The organism is Vibrio gelatinilyticus (assembly GCF_022836845.1).
Classification (GTDB): Bacteria; Pseudomonadota; Gammaproteobacteria; order Enterobacterales; family Vibrionaceae; genus Vibrio; species Vibrio gelatinilyticus.
This window is the reverse complement of the sequence record NZ_JAJNNZ010000003.1, coordinates 124,786-151,149: the sequence shown is the minus strand read 5'-3', so window position 1 is coordinate 151,149 and position 26,364 is coordinate 124,786. Positions and strand designations below refer to the sequence as shown.

General features: G+C 45.4%; 20 protein-coding genes. 15 read left to right on the top strand and 5 right to left on the bottom strand.

Going from position 1 to position 26,364, the window contains the following annotated elements:
- Positions 1-56 precede the first annotated feature (56 nt).
- Positions 57-2,948 carry an FAD-binding and (Fe-S)-binding domain-containing protein gene (locus LNL84_RS04855; protein ID WP_244355573.1) on the top strand — a complete coding sequence of 964 codons (2,892 nt, stop codon included), beginning with the start codon at positions 57-59 and terminating at the stop codon, positions 2,946-2,948.
- A gap of 265 nt (positions 2,949-3,213) precedes the next feature.
- Entirely contained in the window at positions 3,214-3,555 is a 342-nt protein-coding gene (locus tag LNL84_RS04850; protein ID WP_244355571.1) for a helix-turn-helix domain-containing protein, read from the top strand.
- A gap of 209 nt (positions 3,556-3,764) precedes the next feature.
- Here LNL84_RS04850 and LNL84_RS04845 read toward each other — a convergent pair whose 3' ends face one another.
- Complete coding sequence (locus tag LNL84_RS04845; RefSeq protein ID WP_244355569.1) at positions 3,765-4,775, bottom strand: adenosine deaminase; 1,011 nt, start codon at positions 4,773-4,775, stop codon at positions 3,765-3,767.
- Positions 4,776-5,007: 232 nt separating this feature from the next.
- Between LNL84_RS04845 and LNL84_RS04840 the strand changes: the two genes are divergently transcribed.
- Positions 5,008-5,856 (top strand): pirin family protein, encoded by an 849-nt coding sequence (locus tag LNL84_RS04840; RefSeq protein WP_244355567.1) that lies wholly within the window; start codon positions 5,008-5,010, stop codon positions 5,854-5,856.
- 69 nt (positions 5,857-5,925) lie between these two features.
- Here the strand turns inward: LNL84_RS04840 and ppnP are convergent, their stop codons facing one another.
- Positions 5,926-6,207 (bottom strand): pyrimidine/purine nucleoside phosphorylase, encoded by a 282-nt coding sequence (gene ppnP, locus LNL84_RS04835; protein WP_244355565.1) that lies wholly within the window; start codon positions 6,205-6,207, stop codon positions 5,926-5,928.
- A gap of 338 nt (positions 6,208-6,545) precedes the next feature.
- Between ppnP and LNL84_RS04830 the strand changes: the two genes are divergently transcribed.
- The 6 genes from LNL84_RS04830 to speB all read left to right on the top strand — a co-directional run bounded on the left by LNL84_RS04830 (position 6,546) and on the right by speB (position 12,525).
- Positions 6,546-7,025 carry a DUF2850 domain-containing protein gene (locus tag LNL84_RS04830; RefSeq protein ID WP_244355563.1) on the top strand — a complete coding sequence of 160 codons (480 nt, stop codon included), beginning with the start codon at positions 6,546-6,548 and terminating at the stop codon, positions 7,023-7,025.
- Positions 7,026-7,169: 144 nt separating this feature from the next.
- Positions 7,170-7,460 carry a hypothetical protein gene (locus tag LNL84_RS04825; protein WP_244355561.1) on the top strand — a complete coding sequence of 97 codons (291 nt, stop codon included), beginning with the start codon at positions 7,170-7,172 and terminating at the stop codon, positions 7,458-7,460.
- Between the two features lie 174 nt (positions 7,461-7,634).
- Positions 7,635-8,627: a Gfo/Idh/MocA family protein gene (locus LNL84_RS04820; protein ID WP_244355559.1), complete on the top strand. Its 993-nt coding sequence runs from the start codon at positions 7,635-7,637 to the stop codon at positions 8,625-8,627.
- Between the two features lie 70 nt (positions 8,628-8,697).
- Positions 8,698-9,504 carry a phosphatase PAP2 family protein gene (locus LNL84_RS04815; protein WP_244355557.1) on the top strand — a complete coding sequence of 269 codons (807 nt, stop codon included), beginning with the start codon at positions 8,698-8,700 and terminating at the stop codon, positions 9,502-9,504.
- Between the two features lie 180 nt (positions 9,505-9,684).
- Positions 9,685-11,595, top strand: coding sequence for an arginine decarboxylase (speA, locus tag LNL84_RS04810; RefSeq protein ID WP_244355555.1), 1,911 nt, complete (start codon positions 9,685-9,687; stop codon positions 11,593-11,595).
- Positions 11,596-12,525 (top strand): agmatinase, encoded by a 930-nt coding sequence (gene speB / locus LNL84_RS04805; RefSeq protein ID WP_244355553.1) that lies wholly within the window; start codon positions 11,596-11,598, stop codon positions 12,523-12,525.
- An 85-nt stretch (positions 12,526-12,610) separates the two neighbouring features.
- Here the strand turns inward: speB and LNL84_RS04800 are convergent, their stop codons facing one another.
- Complete coding sequence (locus tag LNL84_RS04800) at positions 12,611-13,171, bottom strand: nucleotidyltransferase family protein (protein WP_244355550.1); 561 nt, start codon at positions 13,169-13,171, stop codon at positions 12,611-12,613.
- On the bottom strand, positions 13,168-13,461 hold the full coding sequence (locus tag LNL84_RS04795) for an ArsR/SmtB family transcription factor (protein WP_244355875.1): 294 nt from the start codon (positions 13,459-13,461) through the stop codon (positions 13,168-13,170). The genes LNL84_RS04800 and LNL84_RS04795 overlap by 4 nt, the downstream gene beginning before the upstream one ends.
- Before the next feature lie 124 nt (positions 13,462-13,585).
- On the opposite strand from LNL84_RS04795, the gene LNL84_RS04790 reads away from it, so the two are divergent.
- The 3 genes from LNL84_RS04790 (at position 13,586) to LNL84_RS04780 (ending at position 18,397) form a co-directional block, all read left to right on the top strand.
- Positions 13,586-14,506 (top strand): permease, encoded by a 921-nt coding sequence (locus tag LNL84_RS04790; RefSeq protein WP_244355548.1) that lies wholly within the window; start codon positions 13,586-13,588, stop codon positions 14,504-14,506.
- A 251-nt stretch (positions 14,507-14,757) separates the two neighbouring features.
- The gene (locus LNL84_RS04785) at positions 14,758-15,399 is read left to right on the top strand and encodes a class I SAM-dependent methyltransferase (RefSeq protein WP_244355547.1); all 642 of its coding nucleotides are present in this window, start codon (positions 14,758-14,760) and stop codon (positions 15,397-15,399) included.
- A gap of 157 nt (positions 15,400-15,556) precedes the next feature.
- Positions 15,557-18,397, top strand: a complete 2,841-nt coding sequence (locus tag LNL84_RS04780; protein ID WP_244355546.1) for an AMP-binding protein — start codon at positions 15,557-15,559, stop codon at positions 18,395-18,397.
- Positions 18,398-18,556: 159 nt separating this feature from the next.
- Here LNL84_RS04780 and LNL84_RS04775 read toward each other — a convergent pair whose 3' ends face one another.
- Positions 18,557-19,033: a hypothetical protein gene (locus LNL84_RS04775; RefSeq protein WP_244355545.1), complete on the bottom strand. Its 477-nt coding sequence runs from the start codon at positions 19,031-19,033 to the stop codon at positions 18,557-18,559.
- A 982-nt stretch (positions 19,034-20,015) separates the two neighbouring features.
- Between LNL84_RS04775 and LNL84_RS04770 the strand changes: the two genes are divergently transcribed.
- The 3 genes from LNL84_RS04770 to LNL84_RS04760 are packed head-to-tail and all read left to right on the top strand — an operon-like array spanning position 20,016 to position 26,333.
- Positions 20,016-21,437, top strand: a complete 1,422-nt coding sequence (locus LNL84_RS04770) for a TolC family protein (RefSeq protein ID WP_425244285.1) — start codon at positions 20,016-20,018, stop codon at positions 21,435-21,437.
- 13 nt (positions 21,438-21,450) lie between these two features.
- The gene (locus LNL84_RS04765) at positions 21,451-23,208 is read left to right on the top strand and encodes an efflux RND transporter periplasmic adaptor subunit (protein WP_244355544.1); all 1,758 of its coding nucleotides are present in this window, start codon (positions 21,451-21,453) and stop codon (positions 23,206-23,208) included.
- A complete protein-coding gene (locus tag LNL84_RS04760) occupies positions 23,205-26,333 on the top strand; it encodes an efflux RND transporter permease subunit (RefSeq protein WP_244355543.1) in 3,129 nt (1,042 codons plus the stop codon). Before LNL84_RS04765 ends, LNL84_RS04760 begins: the two co-directional genes overlap by 4 nt.
- Positions 26,334-26,364 lie beyond the last annotated feature (31 nt).

The window sequence follows — 26,364 nt, the reverse complement described above, 5'->3', positions numbered from 1 at the left end:
GTATATTAGATAGAGATAACGACAAAGAACTAGAGCAATAATTCAAGGATGAATCAATGACCGTTCAACAAAGCCACAATGTAAACGTCCCCCACTACTCCCATTTGGTTGAACAACTCTCAACCGTTATTGATTCTACTTGTATTGTTACAAGTAAAGAGCAATGCCTTGCTTACGGCACCGACGCCAGTTTTTATCGGCTCATTCCCAAGGTAGTACTGCGCCTGTCTAATCTAGATGAGCTCATTCACGCCATTAAATGCTGTGAAAAGCTTGAGATCCCATTTACCTTTCGTGCAGCAGGAACCAGCCTCTCCGGACAGGCTGTCTCTGATTCAGTATTATTTACACTGACAGATGATTGGCGTGGACATACCATCCATAACGATGGCGATAGAATCACCCTCCAACCCGGCGTTATTGGCGCAGATGCCAACCGTTATCTTAAACCATTCAATAAAAAGATTGGCCCCGATCCGGCTTCTATTGATACGTGTAAAATCGGAGGAATTGCGGCGAACAATGCCAGCGGAATGTGTTGCGGCACAGCCCAGAACTCCTACAAAACAGTTGATGGAATGAAGATCGTTTTTGCTGACGGCAGCCAGCTAAATACTTCCGATCCAGAAAGTATTGAGTCTTTTTATTCCATTAGACGAGATCTTGTCGAGGGCTTGACCGAACTTGCAACGCAAACCAAACTCAATCGAGAATTGACTCAAAAAATACATCATAAATACCGCCTAAAGAATACCACCGGATACTCTCTCAACGCTTTGGTTGATTACGAAGACCCTATCGAGATACTACAACACCTTATGATCGGATCAGAAGGTACTCTGGGCTTTATTTCCGAGATCACTTACAACACGGTCGTTGAGCACGCCTATAAGTCCACCAGTTTGTTGGTGTTTGACAACATAGAGGAAGCGAGTAAAGCCGTCACTGCCTTGTCTAATGCTCCTGTCGCATCAGTTGAAATGATGGATGGCCGAGCCCTAAGCTCGGTCGCGAACAAGCCAGGGCTGCCCTCTTTCATTCGCTCGCTAAGTCTTGAAGCGACGGCATTACTTATAGAGTCTCACGCTAGTTCACAACAAAGCCTAGATCAGCAAACGCAACAGGTACTCGATATTCTTCACCCATTTTCAATTATCGAATCCGTACCGTTTACACAAGACCAACAAACCGTCACCACATTATGGGGCATCCGTAAAGGCATGTTTCCAGCTGTAGGCGCTGTTCGCGAAGTGGGAACCACCGTCATTATTGAGGACGTTGCATTTCCTATTGAAGATCTTGCTGCTGGGGTTCGAGATCTACAATCACTCTTCGACGAATATCGATATTCTGAAGCCATCATATTTGGTCATGCACTTGAAGGGAACTTACACTTTGTTTTTACCCAGAGCTTCGATAATCAACACGAAGTCGAGCGTTACGGAAACTTCATGGATAAAGTGGCCGATTTAGTGGCGATTAAATATCAGGGTTCTTTGAAAGCAGAGCATGGAACTGGTCGCAATATGGCCCCTTACGTTGAGCTTGAATGGGGAAAAGACGCCTATCAACTAATGCAACAAATCAAAACACTGTTTGACCCAAAAGGGTTGCTCAACCCGGGCGTTATCATCAATGACGACCCTCATGCCCATATTCAACATCTCAAACCCATGCCCGCCTCTGATCCCATTGTCGATAAATGTATCGAGTGTGGATTTTGTGAGCCCGTATGCCCATCAAGAAGTGTGACACTGTCACCTAGGCAGCGTATTGTTTTGTTTAGAGAGATAAAAAGACGAGAGGCTCAAAACCAATCTAGTCAAAGCGAAGAGCTAACAAAGTTGTTTGAGTATCAGGGATTGGATACCTGTGCCGCAACCGGATTGTGTGCCGACCGATGCCCAGTAGGCATCAATACAGGTGATTTAGTTAAACAATTAAGAGCCACTAAATACCAAAAGTATCAACCTATTGCTCGTTGGACGGCAAAGCACTTTTCAACGACAACTTCATTTGTCAAAATTGGATTAAAGACCAGCGCTGTTGCCGCTAACTTAATCGGCATGACTCGATTTCACAGATTCACCAAACAACTACGCTTGATCACAAAGGGTACCTCACCAAATTGGCTTCCCGAAGTCCCTAATAATAACTCGTTTGATCTACTTAAACACACTCATCGACAGCCGACTGCGCATTCCCAAACAGAGCGCTGCGTTGTCTACGTACCTTCTTGCGCAAGCCGTGCTATGGGGACGGCTGACAACTCCTATGATTGCCGTCCTTTAACTGAGGTGACGCTTTCGTTACTCAAAAAAGCTGGCTTTTTAGTTATTACTCCTCAAGAGATCGATGATCAGTGCTGTGGAATGCCATACGAAAGTAAAGGGATGGCAAACATTGCTTACACCAAGGCTCAGCAGCTTGAGGAGGTTTTGTGGCATGCCAGTGAACAAGGGCGTTACCCTATTCTCATGGATACCAGTCCCTGTGCTAAGCGCAGCATCGAACATTTTGAAAAACAAATGAACATCTACGAGCCTGTCAAATTCGCAACAGACCATCTGCTACCTAACCTACAATTAAAGCCAATTGACGAATCCGTTCTTGTTCATATCACTTGCAGTTCTCGTCGTATGGGACTACAAACTAACATGCTAGAATTGGCCCGAAGTTGCGCATCTCACGTTATTGTTCCGGAACATATCCAATGCTGCGGTTGGGCAGGAGATAAAGGCTTTAACACGCCAGAGCTTAATAGTGCGGCTCTAAGTTCTCTTCGCAGCCAGGTGCCCGAGGATTGCAAACGCGGCTTTAGCAACAGCATCACCTGTGAAATAGGTTTATCTCATCACAGCGGCATTTCATATCAATCTATCTTGTATTTGCTTGACGAAGTGAGTCTAAGTAACAACGGCGAAAATCAAGTCAATCCAAAACTATAGTACGCAGATAACAATGCCTTTTGTCTTTTGCCCAAAGCACGATAGAGGCTTAACACAGTAATGACCGTGGGATCTTTGAGATCTCGCATACTGGAGCACCATCGCATCTTGTCGCGAATTCACACAAAAATAGCACAAACTATACACAGCTATCACTTAGCTAGCACTGCTCTGACATTAGAAGATACTATTTATTATGCAATATGGCCTCAGAATATATGATAGGAGGGGATAACCTTCCAAGCAGTCTCAGGGTTACACAGAAATGAATTTTACACACCACGATACCGATGCACTTTATCGAGTATGGATGTCACAAAAAGCAAAAATGCACATCACTCAAATGGAAGTCGCCAAAAGACTTAATATCAGTCAGATTGAATTATCCAATCGTTTAAACGGCAATCATCCTTTAGATGCTCATTTCGTTGATCGCTTTTGTAAACTGCTGCACATTAACCCAAATCACCACTTACCTTCCCTTAAAAACTCTAGTGCCGTATTTGAGAGCAACGATCGAACTTTCAATACCACGCTAACTGTAGATGGAAGCATTACCAACATTCGAGTCGATGGTAATCAAGTAACTATTGAATACTGCCACTAGGATATTTTTCATACCGTTTAAAATGGATAAAATGATCCCTACACATAGTGAAGTGATTCACAAATACGTCCAAAAAACGTCCAAAGCAATTGATCATTTACATGAAAACGTTAAACCTAGTAAACAGTTAAAGTCGTCATTCCTTTTATAGGCTGCCACCTTTCGGAATGACGACTTTGCTATTTTCGCTTGTCCGTCGTTAACTCATGCTAATGATGATTTTCAGCGAGATAATGCCATACTAATTCTTTAAATTTCAATTTATTAGCTACTGAAATAAAACTTGAATCAATGGCATTAATGGTCAGCTGAGCAAGCTCCAGCTTCGTCATTGGCAGTGCTTTATGTACAGCCAAAAGGTTCTCAGTCATATAACCGCCAAAATACGCCGGGTCATCTGAGTTCACTGTTACACAAAGCCCTTTTCTTAGTAAGTCTACGATGTTGTGTTCAGACATACTATTAAACACTCGCAGCTCGATATTGGACAAAGGGCACACCGTTAAAGGCATTTTCCTTTCGATCAAGTAATCGACCAATTCTTCGCTGTCTGTGCAGCGCACACCATGGTCAATTCGGCTCACACCAAGCAGTTCGATGGCATCAACAATGTTTTGCGCTGGCCCTTCTTCCCCCGCATGAGCGACCGTAAAGAAGCCCAGTTCTCTCGCTTTTTGAAAAACTCGTGAAAATTTTTCAGGCGGATGGCCTAGCTCGGAAGAATCCAACCCCACAGCAATAATTTTGTCTTTGTGCCTTGCCGCTTCTTGCAATGTTTCAAACGCTGCTTCTTCAGACAAATGACGTAAGAAGCACATTATGAGATTTGAAGAGATACCAAACTGACAAGACGCATCTTCAAGAGCCTGATAGATACCTGCAACAACGGTATCAAACTCGATTCCACGGTCGGTATGAGTCTGAGGGTCAAAAAATATTTCGGTATGAATAACGTTTTGCTCTTTGCAGCGCTCTATGTAGGCCCAGGTTAAATCATAGAAATCTTGCTCGTTGATCAGAGTATTAGCCCCTTGGTAATAGAGATCTAAGAACGATTGCAGATCAGCAAATTTGTAGGCCTGTCTTAATGATTCTGGTGAATCATAGGGCAAAGCGATGTGGTTTCGTTTTGCCAACATAAAAAGCAACTCCGGTTCCAACGAGCCTTCTATGTGAATGTGTAGCTCCACTTTCGGCAAGCTCTTAATGAATGTTTCCATACTCCACCTTTAACAAATCCTTATTGAACTACCGATAGTATAGGTGTGCTGCTCTCGATATGTAACAAATTCCTCCTCTCACCCATGTTATAGAAACATGTGACATCGGTTACATTAACCAATCACCTATGGTCTTGATCACCTTTCAAGATTATTGAACAAGTTGATCAAAACCACCCCCTCTGCTTAAGGTCAACCTTGGCCTATAGTTGTGTTAACCAAGGAGATCAGCATGACAGTTTCTAGATACGTTAGCCAAGTTATTAAGGCACACGATACATCAGACGGAGACGGCGTTAAAATACGCCGTGTACACGGATTTAATAATCCTGCATTCTCTCCTTTTTTGATGATTGACGAACTAAAATCCGATGATGAAAAAGATTACGTCGGCGGATTTCCGCCACACCCACATCGTGGCATAGAAACCCTTACCTATATGTTAGAAGGGCATTTTCAGCATCGAGACCATATGGGAAATGTGGGGGAGTTACGCTCTGGGGGCGCGCAGTGGATGGCGTCTGGACGCGGTGTCATCCACAGTGAAATGCCAATAATGCAACAAGGGCAACTGCATGGCTTTCAAATCTGGATAAACCAACCAGCGAAGAACAAGATGATCCCAGCCCAATACTATGATTATCAACCAGAGACCATAGTAGAACGCCGCACTGAAACCTCTGGCCTCATCCGTATGATCGCCGGAACTGTCAACGTTGATGAACAGCAATTGACGGGACCACTAACCAACACAGGCGTGCCACTTGCTGTTGCAGACTGGAGGGCACATGCTCTACAGAAAGTTAACATTCAAACGCCTAGCCACCATAATGCCATGGTGTACGTATACAAAGGTGAGATACAAATCGCTGGTAAAACGGTAGGACAAGGTGAACTGGTGTTACTAAGCCAAGGAGAAGAGATTGAACTGCTTGCCAACGACGACTCGGGAGCATTGGTATTTTCGGGAACGCCTATTGAAGAGCCAGTGGTGCATTACGGACCGTTTGTGATGAATAGCATGCAAGAGATAGAACAAGCCATTCACGACTACAATACAGGCGTATTTGAAACTTACTAACAGTCCTATTAAAGCCTCCTACGCTTTGTAATTGATGCATCAATAATAAAGCGTAGGTAGGCAAGCTACTTACAAATACTCACATAGGTAAGCGGTAGCCGTTGTGACCTGTAAATCGAAGCTAGAGTTTGCAGGTACGTTAAATGCTTCACCTGCTTGATATGTCGCCCAATCATCGTCACCTTGACGTTTGATCGTTAACGCGCCTTTTACTACTGTCATTTTCTCGGCGGCCTCAGTACCAAATGTGTACTCTCCCGCGGCCATAACGCCGACACTGCTATCACCATCTGCTTGAGCAAAGCCCAGTGACTTTACCGAGCCTTCGAAATAAGTGTTTTCTTTTATCATTACTACATCCTTGTTTTAAATAGTAGACACGTCCAAACAACCGTTGGAGGCACCTTTATAGCGTCTCTCACTTTTTAACTCAGATCCTTAGCTGACACAAGTGATAACCGTTCTCGCACTGAGCAAAATAAATAAAAGTATTCACATATCGTAAATATGTGACCAATCGCAAAAGGTTCAACAGTATACTGTTTTCACCTTAAAACAATTTGTCATAGTACTTTAGACTTATATCGCATTGCCGATATATAAGTATGAGCCATCATGCGGTGACTCTTTACTAGAACTTTAACCACCATTTAGTGCTATAAAAGACGATATTTACAGGGGGCTCTATTTTGAACCAATCATATCGACTCAACACCAAGAACAAATCTGACAACCATTTGTTTCTTATTGTGGTCGTTACTGTGGTGATTATAATAGTAAGCCTCATTAGCATGTTGCTCTATAAAAGTCATAAAGAACACATTGATGTAAGTCGTATTTATGGGAATTGGAAAGAAATTGGGGCACCGCTGCAACGGACCGAAATTCTCACCTTTTCACAACAAGGTGTTCACCGAGACCATCGTCTTATTGCGACCAGCTATGAATTTGACGGTCGAATCGTAACAATCGTAACTGGTAGTGGACATTGGGTGTACGAACGAGTGGGCACCGAGCGTTCGCCACAGTTGAAACGTTTGACTCCTGCCCTACCACCGCAACGATTTATCCTCGAAGGTTATGAAACGACGGTCAACATGGATGGTGGTGGCGTGGGTATTGGCCAAAACCGCCGAGCTGCACTTCGCGAGCACTTCACTACTGAGTAAAAGATCATTAAAAATAAGCATCAGTAGCGTTTACATTCATGATTTCATATATTTTTGTCTTAGATCAAATTCTGGACCGATCGTCCTCTAAGTGTCTGTGGCTTTCCTACACTTACTGTAGGTAGCCATAAACACGGAGGCTGTATGATAGAAACACACCGTAATTATCAATTAATGGATAAACAACACTCACATGTTCACGTCAAACTCAACCCGGTGGGAGTTTTGGATGTCAGCATACTCGATTCTGATACTCACTATTTGTCAGACCTTGATAAAGTAAGCTTTGTTCCTGTTGGACAAGTGACCGCGGTCTCTGGCTGCACTGATGACAGTACTTGGCAGCTTAAATTCGATAAATATGATGCCATCGAACTTAATCACCTAATTGCCAATGCAAATGAAGAGTTCGAAATACTCATGAAAGACTTGTGAAATTATCCCTATTTATAAAGTTAGCGAGTTGTGGTTCGTTTGGATCTCGCTAACCTGCCTATCCAAAAACCAAATACCTCCTATCACACATTCGCTTCCCCGTATGTTGCATTCTGTATAGCAACTCCGTCATACTTCGCCAAATGCGCTTGTATTAAAAAATAAGGACCAAAAATGACCTCTCCTTGCATCAATTGGGCAATTGCTGGATTAGGAAAAATTGCCAATCGATTTGCCAGTGATCTTACTACGGATGTCCCAAACGCTCGCCTCTATGCTGTTGCTGCTCGATCTGAAGACAGGGCCATCGCCTTCAAAAACCAATACAGTGCGCAGGTCGCTTACGGTTCATATCAAGAGTTGGCTCAAGACAATAACGTCGATGTTGTCTATGTAGCAACCATTCATCCCTTTCACAGAGATCTGGTTGAACTCTTTGTTCGTCACGGCAAACACGTTCTGGTTGAAAAAACCGCGTTTACCAATCTCAACGATTGGGATGAAATGACCGAGCTTGCTATCTCTCATAACGTGCTTTTGCTAGAAGCCATGAAAGCGGTCACCTTTCCGGGCTATCAAGCTCTAAAGAAATACATCGCTCAACACAGCATCTCTCTTAAGTCTGTTGAAGCCAGTTTCGGTAATTGGCATAAGTACGACGCTAACCAGCCTATTTTCAATGGCTCATTAAGTGGAGGGGCTACCCTTGACGTAGGTGTGTACGCTTTATGGCTTTATGCTGACCTATGTCAGCTAATGAATGTCGAGATCCCGGATCCAACGGTTCACTTTGAGAACGACAACGAAGCATCTAACGTTGATGAAAATGTTCACTTTTCTTTCGACGGACCACTGCAGGGTGACATTGGTGCTTCGATCACTCGTAATTTACCAAAAGTCGCCACGCTGAAGGGCGAAGGATTTACCGCTATATTGAACGAAAAATGGTGGAGTTCTTCACGAATTGAGCTGATTCATAACGGAAAAGAGATCGTCATAGAAAAACCTTGGCAAGGCGGCGGTTTCCAGTACGAGGCGAGACTGGCCACAAAGCTGTTGTCCAATGGCTTCAAGCAATCAAAAACCCTCAATGGCGACACTAGCCGTAAGGTGATATCCATCATGGAGAAAGCTCTTCGTGACGGTGGTTATGCTCACCTTATTTAGCTCTAAAACCACAAAATTCATCGTATATATTTAGATACAAATACGTGACAGTTTGTTGAAGAACTCTGTCATGTTTGCCTATATCATAATGAAAATCTCTAATTCGGTAGAAATTTTCATGCTGCATCAATTAATCAAAAACAAACTGCCCGGTATTCTTTGCTTGCTCGCCCTAACGGCATGCACAGTACTAGCCTCAGCACTTGTCTTTCCTGCTCAGCTTAGTGACTCAGTCACTAATGAGTTTGGTTATGTGATGCAAATAGTCACCTATTCTGCCGGCAGCGAAGGGTTCCTCTTCACACTTTTCGTGCTCTGTCTTGGGGTTACTTGGACACTAAAAGGTGACAGCGACATCATAGAAAAAGGAGCTCAACTCACCGTACAATTGTTTTTTTTGTTGGTGCTCAGCTTCGCTGGAAAATCACTGCTCAAGGATATCACTCAAAGCCCAAGACCTTATACAGAGCTGCTCGCTGAGTATCAGGTTATCAAAAGCCCACAGTATTTTTATCAACTGGACCAGCCACTAAAAGACGCCGCCATCGATGATGTGGAATCACTCGTCAGCTCCTGGCGAACTATGCACTGGCACGGCGAAAAAGACTATTCCTTTCCATCTGGCCATACAATATTTGTCGCGATTTGCGTTACCTTTTTTGGCGGTCTAATGGTGAAAAGTAAGCAATATTTTGCCTGTATTACTCTGGTCACCTGGGCAACGAGTGTCGCGGTAAGTCGCCTTTGGCTTGGTATGCACAGGCCCGTCGACCTCTATGGCTCAATGACTTTTGCCCTAATGCTTTACTGTATCGTACCTAGCCATCTTGTTTGGCTCGATAGCCTCATTAAGAAATTACCGCCCCCTCTTCGTTAACGGCTCCTCCTCTCGGTTTCTTTGTCTAGACGATAGGATTCTTTTGTTAGACAGAACCCCCATTTTATCCGTTAATGCGCTCCTCTTTTTCGAACAGATTTTTTAAAAATGCCGTGATGATTACCTTTAATTGTCGCAATTTAACATTATGCATTCGCATCACACCGTAAGGTTAAAATAATGACAAACTCTTCTAAGCTCGACAATATTCGCGCCGATTACAACGTGCAGTACTGGAGCCAAAATTTCTTTGGGATCAACGATGACGGCGATATTTTCGTCTCTCCGAGAAGCGATAATGGGCACCCAACACCATTGGTATCTATCGCAAATGAATTAGAAAAAAAAGGGTTGAATTTGCCTGCATTGGTGCGATTTCCCCAAATCATCCACCAACGCGTGCACAGCATTTGTGATGCATTCAATCAAGCTATTGACGAGTGCAACTACGATAATAATTATTTATTGGTTTACCCAATTAAAGTTAATCAGCAAAAAGAAGTGGTCGATCAAATCTTATCGAGCCAGGCGCAATTGGAAACCAAGCAGCTTGGATTAGAGGCTGGCAGCAAACCTGAGCTTTTAGCTGTATTGGCTCTGGCGCAACAGGCGAGTTCCGTCATTGTTTGCAATGGCTACAAAGATCGTGAATATATCCGACTTGCACTTATTGGGGAGAAGCTTGGGCACAAGGTATTTATCGTTCTTGAGAAGCTATCCGAGCTCGACATCGTGCTGCGCGAGGCAAAAGCGCTAGGGGTTAAACCTCGATTAGGGCTGCGCATCCGTTTAGCCTCTCAAGGCGCTGGTAAATGGCAGGCCAGCGGCGGCGAAAAATCGAAGTTTGGACTGTCCGCATCTCAAGTCCTCACCGTACTAGAGCGACTAAAACAAGAAGACCAACTGGCAGCTATGCAACTCGTTCACTTCCATTTGGGTTCACAAATGGCCAACATTCGTGATGTACGAAATGGAGTGAATGAAGCTGCTCGTTTCTATTGTGAACTTCGTCATTTGGGGACACCGCTCGATTACTTTGATATTGGCGGCGGTTTGGCTGTCGACTATGACGGTACGCGCAGCCAGTCGTCCAATTCAATGAATTACGGTCTGGCCGAGTATGCTCGAAATGTCGTCAGTACGGTCAACGATGTGTGCAACGATTATCAGCAGCCAAAGCCTGTGATTATCTCCGAGTCAGGTCGATCTTTAACTGCGCATCACGCAGTGTTAATTACTAATGTGATTGGCACTGAAAGCTATACAGTCGAAAAAGTGGAAGCGCCGAGTGATCAGGCGCCAGCGCTGCTACAAAACATGTGGCGTAACTGGAAAAACCTGAGCGAAGGCACAGACGCTCGGGCACTAATTGAGATATATAATGATACACAAAGTGATTTAAGCGAAGCTCATGCCTCATTTGCAACGGGGGTGATCAACCTAGAGCAACGCGCCTGGGTCGAACAGTTGTCTCTGAGAATATACGCCGAGCTACGCCATTTAATGAGCAACAAAAACCGTTTTCACAGACCGATAATCGACGAGCTTAATGGCCGCTTAGCAGACAAGTTCTTTGTCAATTTCTCGCTGTTTCAGTCGCTGCCCGACGCTTGGGGCATCGATCAAGTGTTCCCAGTGTTACCATTGTCGGGCTTACAAAATGTCGCCGACAAACGCGCCGTCATGTTAGACATTACTTGTGACTCAGACGGTGCCATCGACCATTACGTAGAAGGTCAAGGCATTGAAACAACGTTAGCTGTGCCAGAGTGGAGCAAGGACAAACCGTATCTGATGGGCTTTTTCTTGGTCGGGGCATATCAAGAGATCCTCGGAGACATGCATAACCTATTCGGTGATACGCACAGTGCTGTCGTGACAATTGACGAGCAAGGAAAAACGGTCTTTGAGTCTATTGATGAAGGTGATTCGGTTGAAGATATGATGCGCTATGTTCATATTGACGTGGACGACATCCGAAACAATTATCAACAACTCGTGGATCGTTATGTTGAAAAAGACGAGCAAGCACTTGTTCTTCAAGAGCTTGAACAGGGTCTCACTGGTTATACCTATTTAGAGGATTTTTAAATGAACGATTTGTTTACCAAAACGGATTATTCCTTGTATTCAAATGCGATGACTTTCTTACGCCGTCCTTTGGTAAAGAACCCAGTTAGCGCTGACGCCGATGTGGTTGTGCTCGGTGTTCCACTTGATATGGCGACCTCTGGTCGTCCCGGCGCTCGAATGGGGCCTGATGCGATTCGTAAGGCATCCGTCAATTTGGCGTGGGAAGGGAACAAATTTCCCTGGAATTTTAACGTTTTTAAGGACAATAAGGTCATCGATGCTGGTGATTTAGTGTTTGATTGCGGTGACGCGGAAGACTTTACTTACCGCTTAGAAGCCGCAACCAATGAAATACTGAAAAGTGGAAAAACCATGTTAGCGCTGGGTGGGGATCACTTCATCACTCTACCGATCCTCAGAGCATATGCGAAACATCACGGTGAGATGGCGCTTATCCATTTTGATGCGCACACCGACACCTACAGTAATGGCAGTAGCTATGACCATGGCACCATGTTCTATCACGCCCCTAAAGAAGGGCTGATTTCCGCAAAGCACTCTGTGCAAATCGGGATAAGAACAGAATACAGTTACGATGATCACGACTTTAACGTCATCAATGCCATGCAAGCCAACGATATGAGCGTTGACGCGATTGTTGCTCAAATAAAAGAGACCATCGGTGACAAGCCGGTTTATATTACATTTGATATAGACTGCCTTGACCCCGCGTTTGCACCCGGTACTGGCACCCCCGTGTGCGGTGGGCTCAATAGCGATAAAGTATTGAAGATCATACGAGGTCTGGCGGGAGTCAACGTCGTCGGCATGGACGTTGTCGAAGTGTCTCCACCTTATGATCAAAGTGATCTAACGGCATTGGCTGGTGCAACAATTGCGCTTGAATTGCTGTACGTTTGGGCGTCAAGACCAAAACTTAGCGACTAGTTGCTATAGAACACACCACGAATACAAAGCGCAATAAGTCATCACTTAGGTATGCCGCGCTCTTGTTAGATATGACGAGTTTCACTTAGTCATTCACCGTTAGCCTGGGCCAGCGCGTTAACCAGTTCTTTGAGTTAACGCGCTGCTCAAATATCAACTTATCACGTCTGGGGTTATGGGTAATTTGCAGCGCAAACAGTGTTGATAAGTCAAACGCAGTAATGCAGTCAATATTACCCGCAGAGGTTAACCGGACCGCAATGGCTGTTTCTTTTTCGGGCCAATAACTCATCGCATCTTGCACATTTTGATAAGGCTTATCTTGGTTTTTGATATGCATCCTTGCTTGATTACGTACTTGCCAATTTACGTCAGGCATCGCCGCAAGCAACACACGCTCATAGTACTGATGTTGGTCGTCACATTGCTCAGCAGCATCAAAGTAAACCACATCAATATCATTAAGGCTGCTTGATGTATCTTTGCGATGAAGATGGTCCCAAATTAGATTTCGAACAAAGCCCGCTGCAACAAATCCTTGAGGAAGATCCAACGTCCTCACCGCTCGCAGCACATCAACTCGAAATGGGTCATTTAAAATCAGCGTTTCAATACGCCGTATATGTTGTTGATTTATCTCGATCATCGCTGTTCATCTAGACAACATTCATCTTGTAAGAACCCAATGACATCCGTTAACTTATCATACTCAGCCACGCAGAAGAGGGTGCGCCCTTCTCTTCTCTGAGACAACAGTCCAGCTGACGCTAGACTTGATATGTGATGCGACAACGTTGAACCTGGTATCGACAAACTTTGCTGTAAATCCCCAACAGGTACTCCTGAGTGACCTGCACGAACAATACGCCTAAATATCGCCAACCTTGTCGGATGACCTAGCTCTTTCAAGGCTTTAGCTACAACATCAATATTCACCATATCCTCCAGCTACAACTTTATATTTCGATATTACTAGAAATATCTTGATTCGTCCAATCGAGTTGATTATATTTCGATCATTCTAAGTTAATCGAAATATAAGGCCATAGAGGTAAATACAATGTTGAATATAGATACGGCAATGGTGCAAGACACCATCAATATGTTTGTACTGCTCTCAGTCGAGTTAACGGTTCTGTTTTTGTTGATCAGCTACCTGGTCGGTATTTTGCAAGAATACATTCCGCCTCACAAAATTCAGAGCATCCTCAGTAGCAAGAATGGAAAAGGGTATCTTGTGGCGAGCTTGCTGGGTGCGATCACACCGTTTTGTTCATGTTCCACTATCCCCTTTCTAAAAGGCCTTATTCGCGCAAATGCAGGGTTCGGAACGATGATGGTATTCCTATTCGCAAGCCCGCTACTGAATCCGATCATCATCGGACTATTCGCGGTCACCTTCGGACTGCAAGTTACTCTGTTTTATTTTTCTGTCGCTATGAGTGTTTCAATACTGGCGGGGGTTACTCTCGAGAAACTTGGCTTTGAGAAATACATCAAAGCCGAGGCTTACTTAGATCCCGAGATAAAAGAATGTGGTAGCACTTGCTCGGCCAACACGATTGTCGTTATCAATAAGTGGCAAAAAATATGGAATTCGACTTGGAAAGATTTCAAGAAAGTCTTGCCGTATTTGATGGTAGGGATCATCTTTGGCTCACTAATCTATGGTTTTATGCCTACAGAGTTTGTCGCTAAGGTGGCCAATGATAGCAACCCTTTGGCAATACCTCTTGCCGCTATCATTGGCATACCTCTTTACATTCGTGCCGAAGCTGTCATTCCATTAAGCGCAGCCCTTGCAGCAAAAGGCATGAGCTTAGGCGCGGTTATGGCACTGATCATTGGTAGCGCTGGTGCAAGTTTAACCGAAGTGATCCTACTCAAGTCCATCTTTAAAAACACCATGGTTATCGCGTTTCTTGTCGTTATATTGTCGATGGCGGTCGGTGCCGGTCTTTTCTACCAGTTCCTTTTCTGACCAAAAATAAGCGCTGGGTCTGTCTTCGTTGCTACGAGTAATAACGGTAACTAATGTCGAGCATTGAATCGCTTAATAAACCCGTCCTACCCTCACCAATCAATTCACAGTCATGCTTTTTTAAGCATGACTCGAGTTTGGTCTCTAAGTCACACCAACAGCACGAAACAAAAGCTAGTATTTTTATCGTCACACTTAAATAACGTAAGCACCTGCCCCCATTATGGCCGCGCCTGAGAAAGGAATATGTCATGAACCCATCAGAAAAATTTTGGAACAACATTGCCCAAAAGTACTCACGCACGCCCGTAGATGATGAAGCTACTTATCAAAATAAAATCTCGGAAACTCAAGGCTACTTTACCACAGAGATGGAGGTGCTCGAGTTTGGCTGCGGAACCGGTACGACAGCCATCTATCACGCGCCTTACGTGCGTCATATTGATGCAATCGACCTCGCCGAAAACATGATCGCCATAGGTCGCACAAAAGCAGAGCATGCTGGTATCAATAATGTCACGTTCCATCAAGGAACTCTGGAACAGTTCAACGCCCACTCAGAAAGTCTGGACGCTGTCTTAGCTCTCAATGTCATTCACTTACTCCCAAATCGGGCGGCCATACTTACCGAAGTATCACGAATACTAAAACCCGGAGGCCTGTTTATAACTAGCACCGTGTGTTTGGGGCACTCTTATTTGCGTTTTATAAAGTGGCTAGCACCTCTGGGAAAGCTCATGGGATTGATGCCTGATGTCTATATTCTCATTGAAGATCAATGGACTAACGAACTCACGCAATCTGGATTTAGTATCGAACGCCAATGGCATCATGGTACTCAAAATACCTGCGTGTTTATCATTGCTACCAAAAAACCGATAGACTGTGAATGAAAGCTCCATCACAGTTTATCAATATTCTTTTTGCTTATTGTCATGACGCAACACCATAACTTTGAGAGTTCCCTGCCGCAGACTAAACTTTATTGAAAGTGAACGTTTTATAATTAATAAAACGAATGCAATTCTTCTTAGATCGGGAAGCTTTAGCATGCCTAACAATAATGATAGTAACGCGAGCAAAGATATTTCGAAGGTAAGCCAATCTGTGCTGCAGATTGTGCAAAAGCTCATTGTTGAGCTCGATCCAGACGCCCTATCATCAAACCCGATACACTTAACTAGCAACCTTGATGAAGACCTTTCTTTTGATAGCCTGACCCGAGCCGAGCTATTAACACGCATCGAAAGTCACTTTCACACTTCATTGCCTGAACATGCGTTATCCACTATCGAAACGCCACAAGATATTGTTGATGCGATACTAAAATCGGTTCCAACAGATGATGCTGCATTGCCCATCGAGCCGATCGAGCACATCCACTTAGAAACGGTAGAGGGTCAGCCTACGGATGTTACCACATTACAGCAACTGCTTGACTGGCATGTCGACAACCACCCCCATAGACCGCACCTCTATGTCTTTCAAAATGCCGATCAAGTTGCAGAAATAAATTATCAGAAACTTAAGCATGAAGCGCTTAAAATCGCAGCGGGACTTGTAGAGCATGGTATTGAGCCTGGGGATTGTGTCGCGATAATGCTTCCCACCAGCAATGAGTACTTCTATAGCTTTTTTGGAATACTGTATGCACGAGCGATCCCTGTACCCATATACCCCCCAGCCCGAATTCAGCAAATTGAAGACCATTTGAATCGTCATGCCAATATCCTCAACAACGCACAAGCCAAGTTACTCATCACGGTTACAGAGGCGAAGTCCCTAGCTCATTTACTCAAGCTACAGGTTCAAACCATTACCGCAGTGGTCACCGCAAGTGAACTGCAACAAGCGAGAAGCCCCTTTGATGCTGGTGACGCTGAGTCATCCGATATTGCCTTTCTACAGTACACCTCTGGCAGTACAGGCGTACCCAAGGGTGTTATGCTTACACACGCCAATTTACTCGCCAATATCAGGGCGATGGGCAAAGTGGTCGGCGCAACCTCCAATGACGTATTTGTCAGTTGGTTACCTGTCTACCATGACATGGGTCTTATCGGAGCGTGGCTTGGCAGTCTGTATCATGCGATGCCTTTAGTCATAATGTCTCCATTGCAGTTTCTCACTAAACCACAACGTTGGCTTTGGGCCGTTCATCGCTATAGAGGAACCCTCTCTCCTGCGCCGAACTTTGCCTATGAACTTTGTGTCGCCCGAGTCAAAGAGAGCGACTTAGAAGGGCTGGATTTAAGCAGTTGGCGGCTGTCATGGAATGGCGCAGAGCCTGTTAGCCCACAATCCATAAAAAACTTCACCGACAAGTATGCTAAGTATGGTTTTAAGCCAGAAGCCATGTCACCCGTTTACGGCCTGGCGGAATCTTCCGTCGGACTCACCTTTCCCGTTAATGTAAGAACACCTCGGGTTGAGTATTTTCAACGAGAAGCCTTGAGTCACCTTGGCAGAGCAATTGTCACAGAAGAAAAAGATAACAATGCAATTCCTGTTATCGGGTTAGGCTTTCCTCTTCCTGGCCACCAGATCCGTATTGTCGATGACCTAGGCAAAGAGTTACCAGAAGGCGAAGAAGGCGAGCTGGAATTTAAGGGCCCTTCAGCGACACAAGGCTACTACCGCAACCCGGAAAAAACCAAGATTCTCTATCATGATGACTGGCTAGTCACAGGGGACCGCGCTTTTACAATAGGGGGGGAATTGTTTCTAACCGGTCGAACCAAAGACATCATCATTAAAGCAGGGCGTAATATCTATCCTCACGAACTCGAACAAGCTGTTGCCAATATCACTGGTGTAAGAAAAGGCTGCGTCGCCGCTTTTGGTGGCCACGACCGCCGATCGGGAACCGAGAAGCTGGTCTTATTGGCGGAAAGTCGCGAAACAGATCAAGACCAAATTAACGAAATCAAAAAACAGATCAACGCATTGGCATTAAGCCTACTTGGCAGTCCTGCCGATGATATAGTCATTGGCCCGCCTCATACCATACCCAAAACCTCAAGTGGTAAAATCCGCCGCAGTGCTTGTAAGGAATTGTATGAACAAGGCAAGCTTGGTAAGCGTCAGCGCGCAGTTTGGCTTCAAGCTATACACCTGGCTGTTGCGGGTGTAAGACCACAGCTACGCAAATACACACGCACTCTATTAGATGTCGGTTTTGCCGCTTATGCCTGGCTAGGAATCGGACTACTTGCACCAGTGGTTTGGTTACTGGTGGCATTATTACCCAATAAAGCAGGGTGTTGGAAAGTCACCCAGTTGGGTGCTCGGGCATTAATTCGATTTACTGGCGCTAAGTGCTCTATACAGGGGCTAGACAACTTGCCCTCTCAAAGCCAGTCCAGCATTTTGGTCGCTAATCATTGCAGTTATTTAGATGGATTGGTGATTATTGCTACCACGGGATTAAAGTGCCGCTTTGTGGCTAAGCGGGAGTTGTTAAATAACCCGTTTTCTCGTATTTTTTTAACCAAATTGGGTGCCGAGTTTGTCGAACGTTTTGATGTTGAACAAAGCGTCGTAGACGCGAAAAACCTCTTTGAAGGCGTTAAAGAGAAACAACCTCTCGTTATATTCCCAGAGGGTACTCTGTATCGAATGGCCGGGCTTCATCAATTTCACATGGGGGCATTTATTGCCGCGGCCAATTCAGGAATACCGGTGACTCCTATAACTCTATGTGGCACTCGCTCAAAACTTAGAGGCAGTTCACTTTTCCCCCGCCGGGGCAATATCAGCGTGACCATTGGTAAAGCACTATATCCTGATGGATCGGACTGGCAAGCTGCCCTTTCACTACGCGATAAAGCAAGAAACGATATTTTGAGTCATTGCGGTGAGCCTGATATGGCACATGGCTCAATGAAATAAGACACCAATAATATCGTAGTGGCGCATGTTGAACGGTATATAAGAACCAGGAAACAATGTTTGGAACAATCACTTTTCTCCTTGCAATATAACAACCCCTTCAGGCTGTTAAGTGTCAGTGCTAGATGTATTGAATGCACTGGCCATAGACTTCAAGAACTAGATTCCGAACCTAATACACTGGGTCTGCTCACCGTTGGCTTCGAGCAATGTCATATTAGTCGCGCTAAGGTGGATGACTTGCGTCGTTAATTCTTCTGGAATTCGTAACTCTTTTGCCAGTGTTTCGGAAAATTCTACACCACTCGAGTTACGGCTATCCATCGCCAGTACTTCAAATTTTTCGGTTAGCGTTGTGCCCACTAGACTCCAGTGGCCTTCAGTAACAAGCTCAAGCTTAACTGCACCTTTTCCTGTCGTCACAGGGTAATTAAGAAATACCCTGCCATTAAAATCACCATTGTCAGCATAGCTGACATGCACTTTAGTTTTAATGTCTGATAGCGCGTAGTCGCATTGCCAGGCCCCCGCTATATTTTGTGCAGAAATCGTCAGTGCTTGCTCTTCTTTAGTTTCAGGCTGACTACAGCCAATCACTGACAGTGCCATTATGGTCATCCATACTAATTTTCTCATCTTAACATCCTTATATTTCAGTCAACTGCATAGTTATTGTAGTGGAACCACTTATCATTTTATAAACTTCAAAGTGAAGAAAATATGCTACTTCACTCATTAACATCAAATACTAAGACCTGCTTTGAATTTAAACCCGCAACCTTGTCCTGCCAACGAGGTCAAATGGCGAGTCGACAGATAGTAGGAAAGATCGTATGGCGCACATTCATCACTTTTTCGTCTGTGCTGAAGTTCACCTTGAGCGATAATAAGACCAAAGATCCATCCATACGTGCCGGATACGCAGCGTACATTGAACAGTTCAGCTCTCAGTAATTCGCTTACTTGGTACTAGAAAATACTGCGGTGTTAACTTAATATAATTGTTGACCTTACCCTAGGGTAAGGCTTTAAACTGGGTTGTAACTCAATTTTGAAGGCTTGGTATGCGTTTGTCATCTGTTCGCATAATTTGGATCACTTTTGTTAGCACCTTTACGTTGCTGGCTTCTAGTATTGTCTCAAGCTCGCCTTTAATGACGTTTAAAATGTTCCAACTCACAAGTGCTAGCGAAAGTCATCAAATTACCGTTGTAGCGCAACTTCCTGATTGTCTCGGTAGCAGTCTCCATACCCACATGGATCACGATGTAAGTCCGCATAGCTCGCATAGTCTCTCTCAGTCCTCGTCTCAATCGTGTGATAGTCACTCAGAGTCACCACACAATTGTTGCAGTGCAACGTGCATTAATATCCTGGCTTTTTTACCCAGCTTTAAAAACACCACCCACTTTGCAAGTCAATTGAGCCCTATTGACGATTTCTCATGGGGTGAGCGTGTTCATCGCCCACAATCTTTATATCGCCCCCCAATAGCTTGATCCAACTTCTGCCTAACTTACTGACCACGTTTATTGGTTAATTTCTAAAATTTAACCAATTTAGGTTCAGTAATCGTTTTAACGCGCCTACTCTTTAGCGCACGAATTTGGATAACACCGTGAATATTAAACCCTCACTAATTGCTGTCGCTATCAGTGCGTTGGTCGGCTTTGTGGTACCGCTGCACGCCGCTCCTAATGCACAACAAACAAGCTTGGCATCGTCATCCTCGATATCTTTGGCTCAGCTTATTGATATCGCATTAAACTACGATTCAAATCGAAAACAGCTCTATGCTCAATCTCATGCGATGAGAGAATCCGGAGTAGCGAGCGCGACGCTTGCAGACCCGAAACTGAAAGTTGGTTTTGGTGGACTTCCTGTCGATAGCTTTAGATTCGACCAAGACCCGATGACCAATATCTCTGTTGGGCTAATGCAACAATTTGGCCGAGGTTCAACACTTGATCTTCAAAAGCGCCAAGCCAATCAACAAGCCGATGGCATGGCTCTTCAAGTTGCAGCTCGCGAGCTAGAAATCGCCAATGGCATGACTCAACTTTGGCTAGAGCTTGGTTACCAACAACAGGCCCATCAGGTGCTGCTTGAAAATCATCGATTGATGAAGGAAATGGAGAGTTTTATTCAGACTAACTACTCCATCGGTAAAAGCGAAGCTCAAGACCTTCTCAATGCTCAACTGCAAGTGAGCCAAATTGAAGAGAAGCTGCAAGCCAATACACAAACGCAGCATCGTCTGATCTCTCAATTGTCAGAGTGGCTAGGATCAGAGTGGCTGTATCGTACTGTTTCACTAAATGCGAGTAATCAATTAGATTGGAGCTCACTCGAACAGCGTTTAAATGAGTCGGCACAGTCAACCAATTATTTCCAGCAGCTTAACCAACACCCAATTGTGCAGATGGCAGATGTGGCTATCTCCGCGAATCAAACTCAAGTAGAGATTGCTCAGCAAGCATATACCCCTCAGTTCGGTGTTGAAGTGATGTACGGCCATCGACAGGCTAACGGTATGAACGGCAAGCCAGCTTCCGATCTATTAAGTGCCTACATTACGATGGATGTACCTCTCTTTACTGGCAATCGCCAGGATCGACAGCACTCCGCTGCGCAATATCAAGTCGGTGCTGCGCAATCGCAGAAAGACACACTGCTCAGACAAATGGAAGCCAAGGTAAATACGCTGCTTATTGATAAGAGCAACCTCGAGCAACGTTTAGAACGCTATCAATCCACATTGCTTCCACAAGCAAAATCTCGCTCACAAGCAGTAGAGCGTGGTTACCAAAACAACACCGCTCAATTTAATACTGTAATTACAGCAAGTCGCGATGAATTAGCACTGCAGCTTGAGCAGCAGCGCCTGTTGACTGATTTAAACCTCGTGAACAGTAACCTATCCGCATTGCTCGGCGGGTTTAATTTCAAAGTCGAAGCGCCAACCTTGGATCGCGATGGACAAGGCTCTCTTCAAAATCAGACCGAGGCACAGCTGACACTCTCAGCCAATGCGAACTAGATAGGAACCCATTATGAAAACAATGCAAATCGCAACTCTCGCTCTTCTCATTGGCGGTGCTATCGGTTTTGGCGCGACCCACTTCATCACGCCAGCGAACCACGAAATGGGCTTGATGGTCTCATCTGACGAAAAAGTGGCAGATGAGCCACTCTATTGGGTTGCACCTATGGATGCAAACTACCGTAGAGATCAACCCGGAAAATCCCCAATGGGAATGGATCTTGTTCCCGTCTACGCATCCGATCTTTCAGGAGAGAATGAAGAAGCTGGGACAGTTACAATAAGCCCTTCCGTAGAGAATAATCTTGGGGTGAAAACCGCTTTAGTGAAACAAGAAAAGCTATCTCCTCGTATCGAAACGGTTGGTTATGTCGCCTTTGATGACAGCCTGGTGTGGCAAACCAACGTTCGTACCACGGGCTGGGTTGAGAAGCTTAACGTCAATGCCATCGGTGAGCAGGTCAAAAAAGGCGACGTGCTTTTCACGCTCTACTCTCCTGAACTAGTGAAAGCCCAAGAAGAATTGCTTAACGCCTATCGTGCAGGCCACAAAGGGTTAATTCGCGGCGCTACCGACCGCCTGGTCTCACTAGGCGTTGATCCGTCGCAAATAAGACAGATCGTAAAAGCAAACCAAGCCTCTCAAACCATCGAAATCAAAGCAATAGCTGATGGTGTTATCGCCAGTTTGAATATTCGTGAAGGGGGCTACCTATCTCCAGCGCAAACCGTGATCAGTGCTGGCCCTCTTAATGATGTGTGGGTAGACGCGGAAGTGTTTGAGCGTCAATCACACTGGATCACCGCCAACAGCAAAGCCAGCATGACGTTAGACGCCATACCGGGGCAAAAGTGGCAAGGCGTGGTTGACTACATCTACCCTATTCTCGACCCAAAGACCCGTACTTTGAGAGTGCGACTGAAATTTGCCAACCCCAAAGGCGAGCTAAAGCCAAATATGTTCGCCAATATTGCTCTGCAACCAGAATCAAGTGAGAGCGTTCTGACAATTCCAAGATCATCGGTTATTCGCTCTGGTGATATGACTCGAGTGGTGCTTTCACAAGGTGATGGTAAATACCGTTCGGCTCGCATTGAAGTAGGACGCGAGGCAGGCGAAAAAATCGAAGTTATTCAAGGCCTCAACGAGAACGACCGCATCGTGACTTCCGCTCACTTCATGATCGATTCAGAGTCAAGCCAATCGGCTGACCTTTCTCGCATCAATGGCGTTGAACCTACTGCAGAAAGCGCATGGGCAAAAGGTGAAATCACCGATGTGATGGAAGGACACCGTATGCTGACCATCAACCACCAACCAGTACCTGAGTGGAACTGGCCGGGAATGGTGATGAACTTCAACATCGCCGAAGGCGTTGATATGTCTCAACTTAGCAAAGGACAAATGATCAATTTTGAAATGCAAAAAGGCGATTCAGGGCAATACGATGTTGTCACCCTCAACGTTGATGACACCATTATTGCCAGTGAGTTATGGGTCGATGGTGAGATCACTATGCTAATGGCTGACTTTGGCATGATCACCCTGAAGCACGCGGCGGCTCCTGAATGGAACTGGGCCGCTGGCGAAATGAATTTTTCGGTTGGGGAAAATGTCGATCTGTCTGGTTTGGTTGAGGGCCAATCGGTTCAATTTCTAATAACCAAAGAAGGCGCTGATATCTCGTTAGTCGATATTAAGACCAAGAAAAGCAGTTCTTCAAAAATGGATGCGCACGCGCATCACAACATGGGGGATAACCAATGATTACCGCCATTATTCGATGGTCTATCAATAATCGATTCCTGGTCTTAATTGCCAGTATCTTCCTCACACTGGCAGGGCTTTACAGCGTTAAAAATACGCCTGTTGATGCGCTGCCTGACCTCTCTGATGTGCAGGTGATTATTAAAACTAGCTACCCGGGGCAAGCGCCGCAAGTGGTAGAAGACCAAGTCACCTACCCACTGACAACGGCCATGCTCGCGGTACCTGGAGCAGAAACCGTTCGAGGCTATTCTTTCTTTGGCGACTCATATGTCTACATCATCTTTAACGATGATACCGATATGTACTGGGCCCGCTCTAGAGTACTGGAGTATCTTAGCCAAGTTGCCCCTAACCTACCCGCTAACGCCAAACCAACACTTGGGCCAGATGCCACCGGTGTAGGCTGGATTTACAGCTACGTCTTACAAGATAAGACAGGTCAGCACGATTTGGCCGAGCTGCGTAGCCTGCAAGATTGGTTCTTAAAGTACGAGCTGCAAACGGTTGATGGCGTATCAGAAGTCGCCACCGTAGGCGGTATGGTCAAGCAGTACCAAGTGCAGATTGACCCCGCCAAGCTTCGCGCTTATGACCTGACTTTACAGCAAGTCAACATGGCAATCCAAGACGGAAACCAAGAGACAGGCGCATCAGTTGTTGAAGTCGCTGAAGCCGAACACATGGTTCGTACCACTGGCTATTTAAGCAGCATCGAAGACATTAAATCACTGCCGCTTAAGGTCACAGACAAAGGCACACCATTACTGCTAGGTGACATTGCCGAAATCAATACAGGACCGCAAATGCGTCGTGGTATCTCTGAGCTCAATGGTGAAGGCGAAGCGGTGGGCGGCGTCATTGTCATGCGCTTTGGCGAAAACGCCAGTGAGGTGATCGACAACGTTAAGAGCAAACTGAATGAGCTTAAACAAGGCTTACCTGATGGTGTCGAAATCATTGCCACCTACGATCGCTCTACACTCATTGATGCTGCTGTCGAGAACCTATGGCAAAAGCTCATCGAAGAGTTTATTGTTGTTGCCGTTGTCTGTGCCCTGTTCTTGTTCCATATCCGCTCATCTCTGGTGATTGCGATAAGCTTACCCGTGGGCATTTTAAGTGCCTTTATCGTTATGCATTGGCAAGGCATCAACGCTAACATTATGTCACTCGGTGGCATTGCCATCGCCATTGGTGCCATGGTGGACGGGGCAATCGTAATGATTGAGAACGTGCATAAGCACATTGAACGCACGCCACTAACCGATAAAAACCGTTGGCAAGTGATCGGTAAAGCCGCCGAAGAGGTGGGTGCTCCGCTGTTCTTCTCGCTGATTATTATTACGCTCAGCTTTGTTCCGGTTTTTGCGCTTGAAGGCCAAGAAGGCAAGATGTTCTCGCCACTCGCCTTTACCAAAACCTACGCAATGGCTGCCTCCGCAGGTTTAGCCATCACCTTAGTCCCTGTGCTTATGGGTTACTTTGTTCGCGGTAAGATTCTTCCTGAGCATAAGAACCCAGTGAACAAAGGACTTGTAACACTCTATCGCCCAATGCTGAATCTTAGCCTAAAATACCCAAAACTGATCATTGTTGCAGCTCTTGGTTTGATGGCATCAGCGTATTACCCAACCAGCAAACTCGGCAGCGAATTCATCCCCCCACTGGATGAAGGCGATTTAATGTACATGCCTACCACGTACCCAGGTATTTCGATTGGTAAAGCGCGCGAGCTGCTACAGCAAACCAACAAGCTGATCAAAACCGTACCTGAGGTGGAAACGGTATGGGGCAAGATTGGTCGTGCTGATACAGCAACAGACCCAGCACCGTTAACCATGATTGAGAGTGTCATTCAGCTTAAACCTCGTAATGAATGGCGAGAAGGCGTCACCACCGACTCACTACGCGCTGAGTTCGATAGCCTTGTGAAGTTCCCTGGGTTAACCAACGCATGGGTAATGCCAATCAAAACACGTATCGATATGCTAGCAACGGGGATTAAAACGCCGATAGGTATCAAGATCGCGGGGCCTGACCTTAAAGTCATTGAAGGTATCGGCGCGGAATTAGAGCCTATTTTAAATGAACTGGAAGGCACCGCTTCTGTCTACGCCGAGCGTGTTGCCGGTGGCCGTTACGTCACCATCGATATCAAACGCCGAGCAGCCGCTAGATATGGTCTAAGCATTAAGGAAGTTCAGCAAGTGGTGTCAACTGCGGTTGGCGGTATGAAAGTGGGTGAGACGGTTGAAGGCTTAGAGCGTTATCCAATCAATGTTCGTTATCCACAAGATTATCGTAACTCTGTTAGTAAATTGCAGAACCTGCCTCTTGTAACAGCTAATGGCGCTCGTATCGCTCTCGCGGATGTGGCCGATATTCGCTACGAAGATGGCCCACCCATGATAAAAACAGAAAATGCTCGCCCGAATGGTTGGGTCTTTGTTGATATCGATGGCCGAGATCTTGGCTCTTACGTTGCACAGGCTCAGCGAGCAGTGAGCGAACAGCTAGATCTTCCTGCCGGCTACTCCATTGCGTGGTCTGGTCAATACGAATATATGGAGCGAGCTAAAGAGCGATTAACCATGGTAGTACCGGTCACGATTGGCATCATCATGTTACTACTCTACATGAGTTTCAGGCGTATTGGTGAGGTACTCATCATCATGGGGACCTTACCATTGGCGATGGTTGGCGGGCTTTGGCTAATGCATATCCTTGGTTTTAACTTCTCCATTGCCGTTGGGGTGGGCTTTATCGCTCTATCTGGTGTAGCGGTAGAGATAGGCGTCATCATGTTGGTGTATCTCAACCAAGCGTGGCACTACAAAAAGCTCCATGCCCAAGAAGAAGGTAATTCACTGACTCAGCAAGACTTAACCGATGCTATTGGTGAAGGCGCTGGCCTGCGTGTTCGCCCGGTCATGATGACAGTGCTAACCGTCATCATCGGTCTCATTCCAATTATGTATGGCGATGGTACTGGCTCTGAAGTAATGCAACGTATCGCAGCCCCGATGATTGGAGGCATGGCATCGGCTCTGCTTCTCACACTACTGGTACTTCCTGCCGTATTCCAACTATGGAAGCGCAGAGAAATAAATATTAATCAATAACTAAAAAATAAGCGGTTTGATTCTACAAATC

Excerpts from the sequence above, each read along its gene's own strand:
- LNL84_RS04855 (WP_244355573.1), top strand. The coding sequence starts at position 57 with ATGACCGTTCAACAAAGCCACAATGTAAACGTCCCCCACTACTCCCAT.
- LNL84_RS04850 (WP_244355571.1), top strand. The coding sequence starts at position 3,214 with ATGAATTTTACACACCACGATACCGATGCACTTTATCGAGTATGGATG.
- LNL84_RS04845 (WP_244355569.1), bottom strand. The coding sequence starts at position 4,775 with ATGGAAACATTCATTAAGAGCTTGCCGAAAGTGGAGCTACACATTCAC.
- LNL84_RS04840 (WP_244355567.1), top strand. The coding sequence starts at position 5,008 with ATGACAGTTTCTAGATACGTTAGCCAAGTTATTAAGGCACACGATACA.
- ppnP (WP_244355565.1), bottom strand. The coding sequence starts at position 6,207 with ATGATAAAAGAAAACACTTATTTCGAAGGCTCGGTAAAGTCACTGGGC.
- LNL84_RS04825 (WP_244355561.1), top strand. The coding sequence starts at position 7,170 with ATGATAGAAACACACCGTAATTATCAATTAATGGATAAACAACACTCA.
- LNL84_RS04820 (WP_244355559.1), top strand. The coding sequence starts at position 7,635 with ATGACCTCTCCTTGCATCAATTGGGCAATTGCTGGATTAGGAAAAATT.
- LNL84_RS04815 (WP_244355557.1), top strand. The coding sequence starts at position 8,698 with ATGTTTGCCTATATCATAATGAAAATCTCTAATTCGGTAGAAATTTTC.
- speA (WP_244355555.1), top strand. The coding sequence starts at position 9,685 with ATGACAAACTCTTCTAAGCTCGACAATATTCGCGCCGATTACAACGTG.
- speB (WP_244355553.1), top strand. The coding sequence starts at position 11,596 with ATGAACGATTTGTTTACCAAAACGGATTATTCCTTGTATTCAAATGCG.
- LNL84_RS04800 (WP_244355550.1), bottom strand. The coding sequence starts at position 13,171 with ATGATCGAGATAAATCAACAACATATACGGCGTATTGAAACGCTGATT.
- LNL84_RS04790 (WP_244355548.1), top strand. The coding sequence starts at position 13,586 with ATGTTGAATATAGATACGGCAATGGTGCAAGACACCATCAATATGTTT.
- LNL84_RS04785 (WP_244355547.1), top strand. The coding sequence starts at position 14,758 with ATGAACCCATCAGAAAAATTTTGGAACAACATTGCCCAAAAGTACTCA.
- LNL84_RS04780 (WP_244355546.1), top strand. The coding sequence starts at position 15,557 with ATGCCTAACAATAATGATAGTAACGCGAGCAAAGATATTTCGAAGGTA.
- LNL84_RS04775 (WP_244355545.1), bottom strand. The coding sequence starts at position 19,033 with ATGAGAAAATTAGTATGGATGACCATAATGGCACTGTCAGTGATTGGC.
- LNL84_RS04765 (WP_244355544.1), top strand. The coding sequence starts at position 21,451 with ATGAAAACAATGCAAATCGCAACTCTCGCTCTTCTCATTGGCGGTGCT.
- LNL84_RS04760 (WP_244355543.1), top strand. The coding sequence starts at position 23,205 with ATGATTACCGCCATTATTCGATGGTCTATCAATAATCGATTCCTGGTC.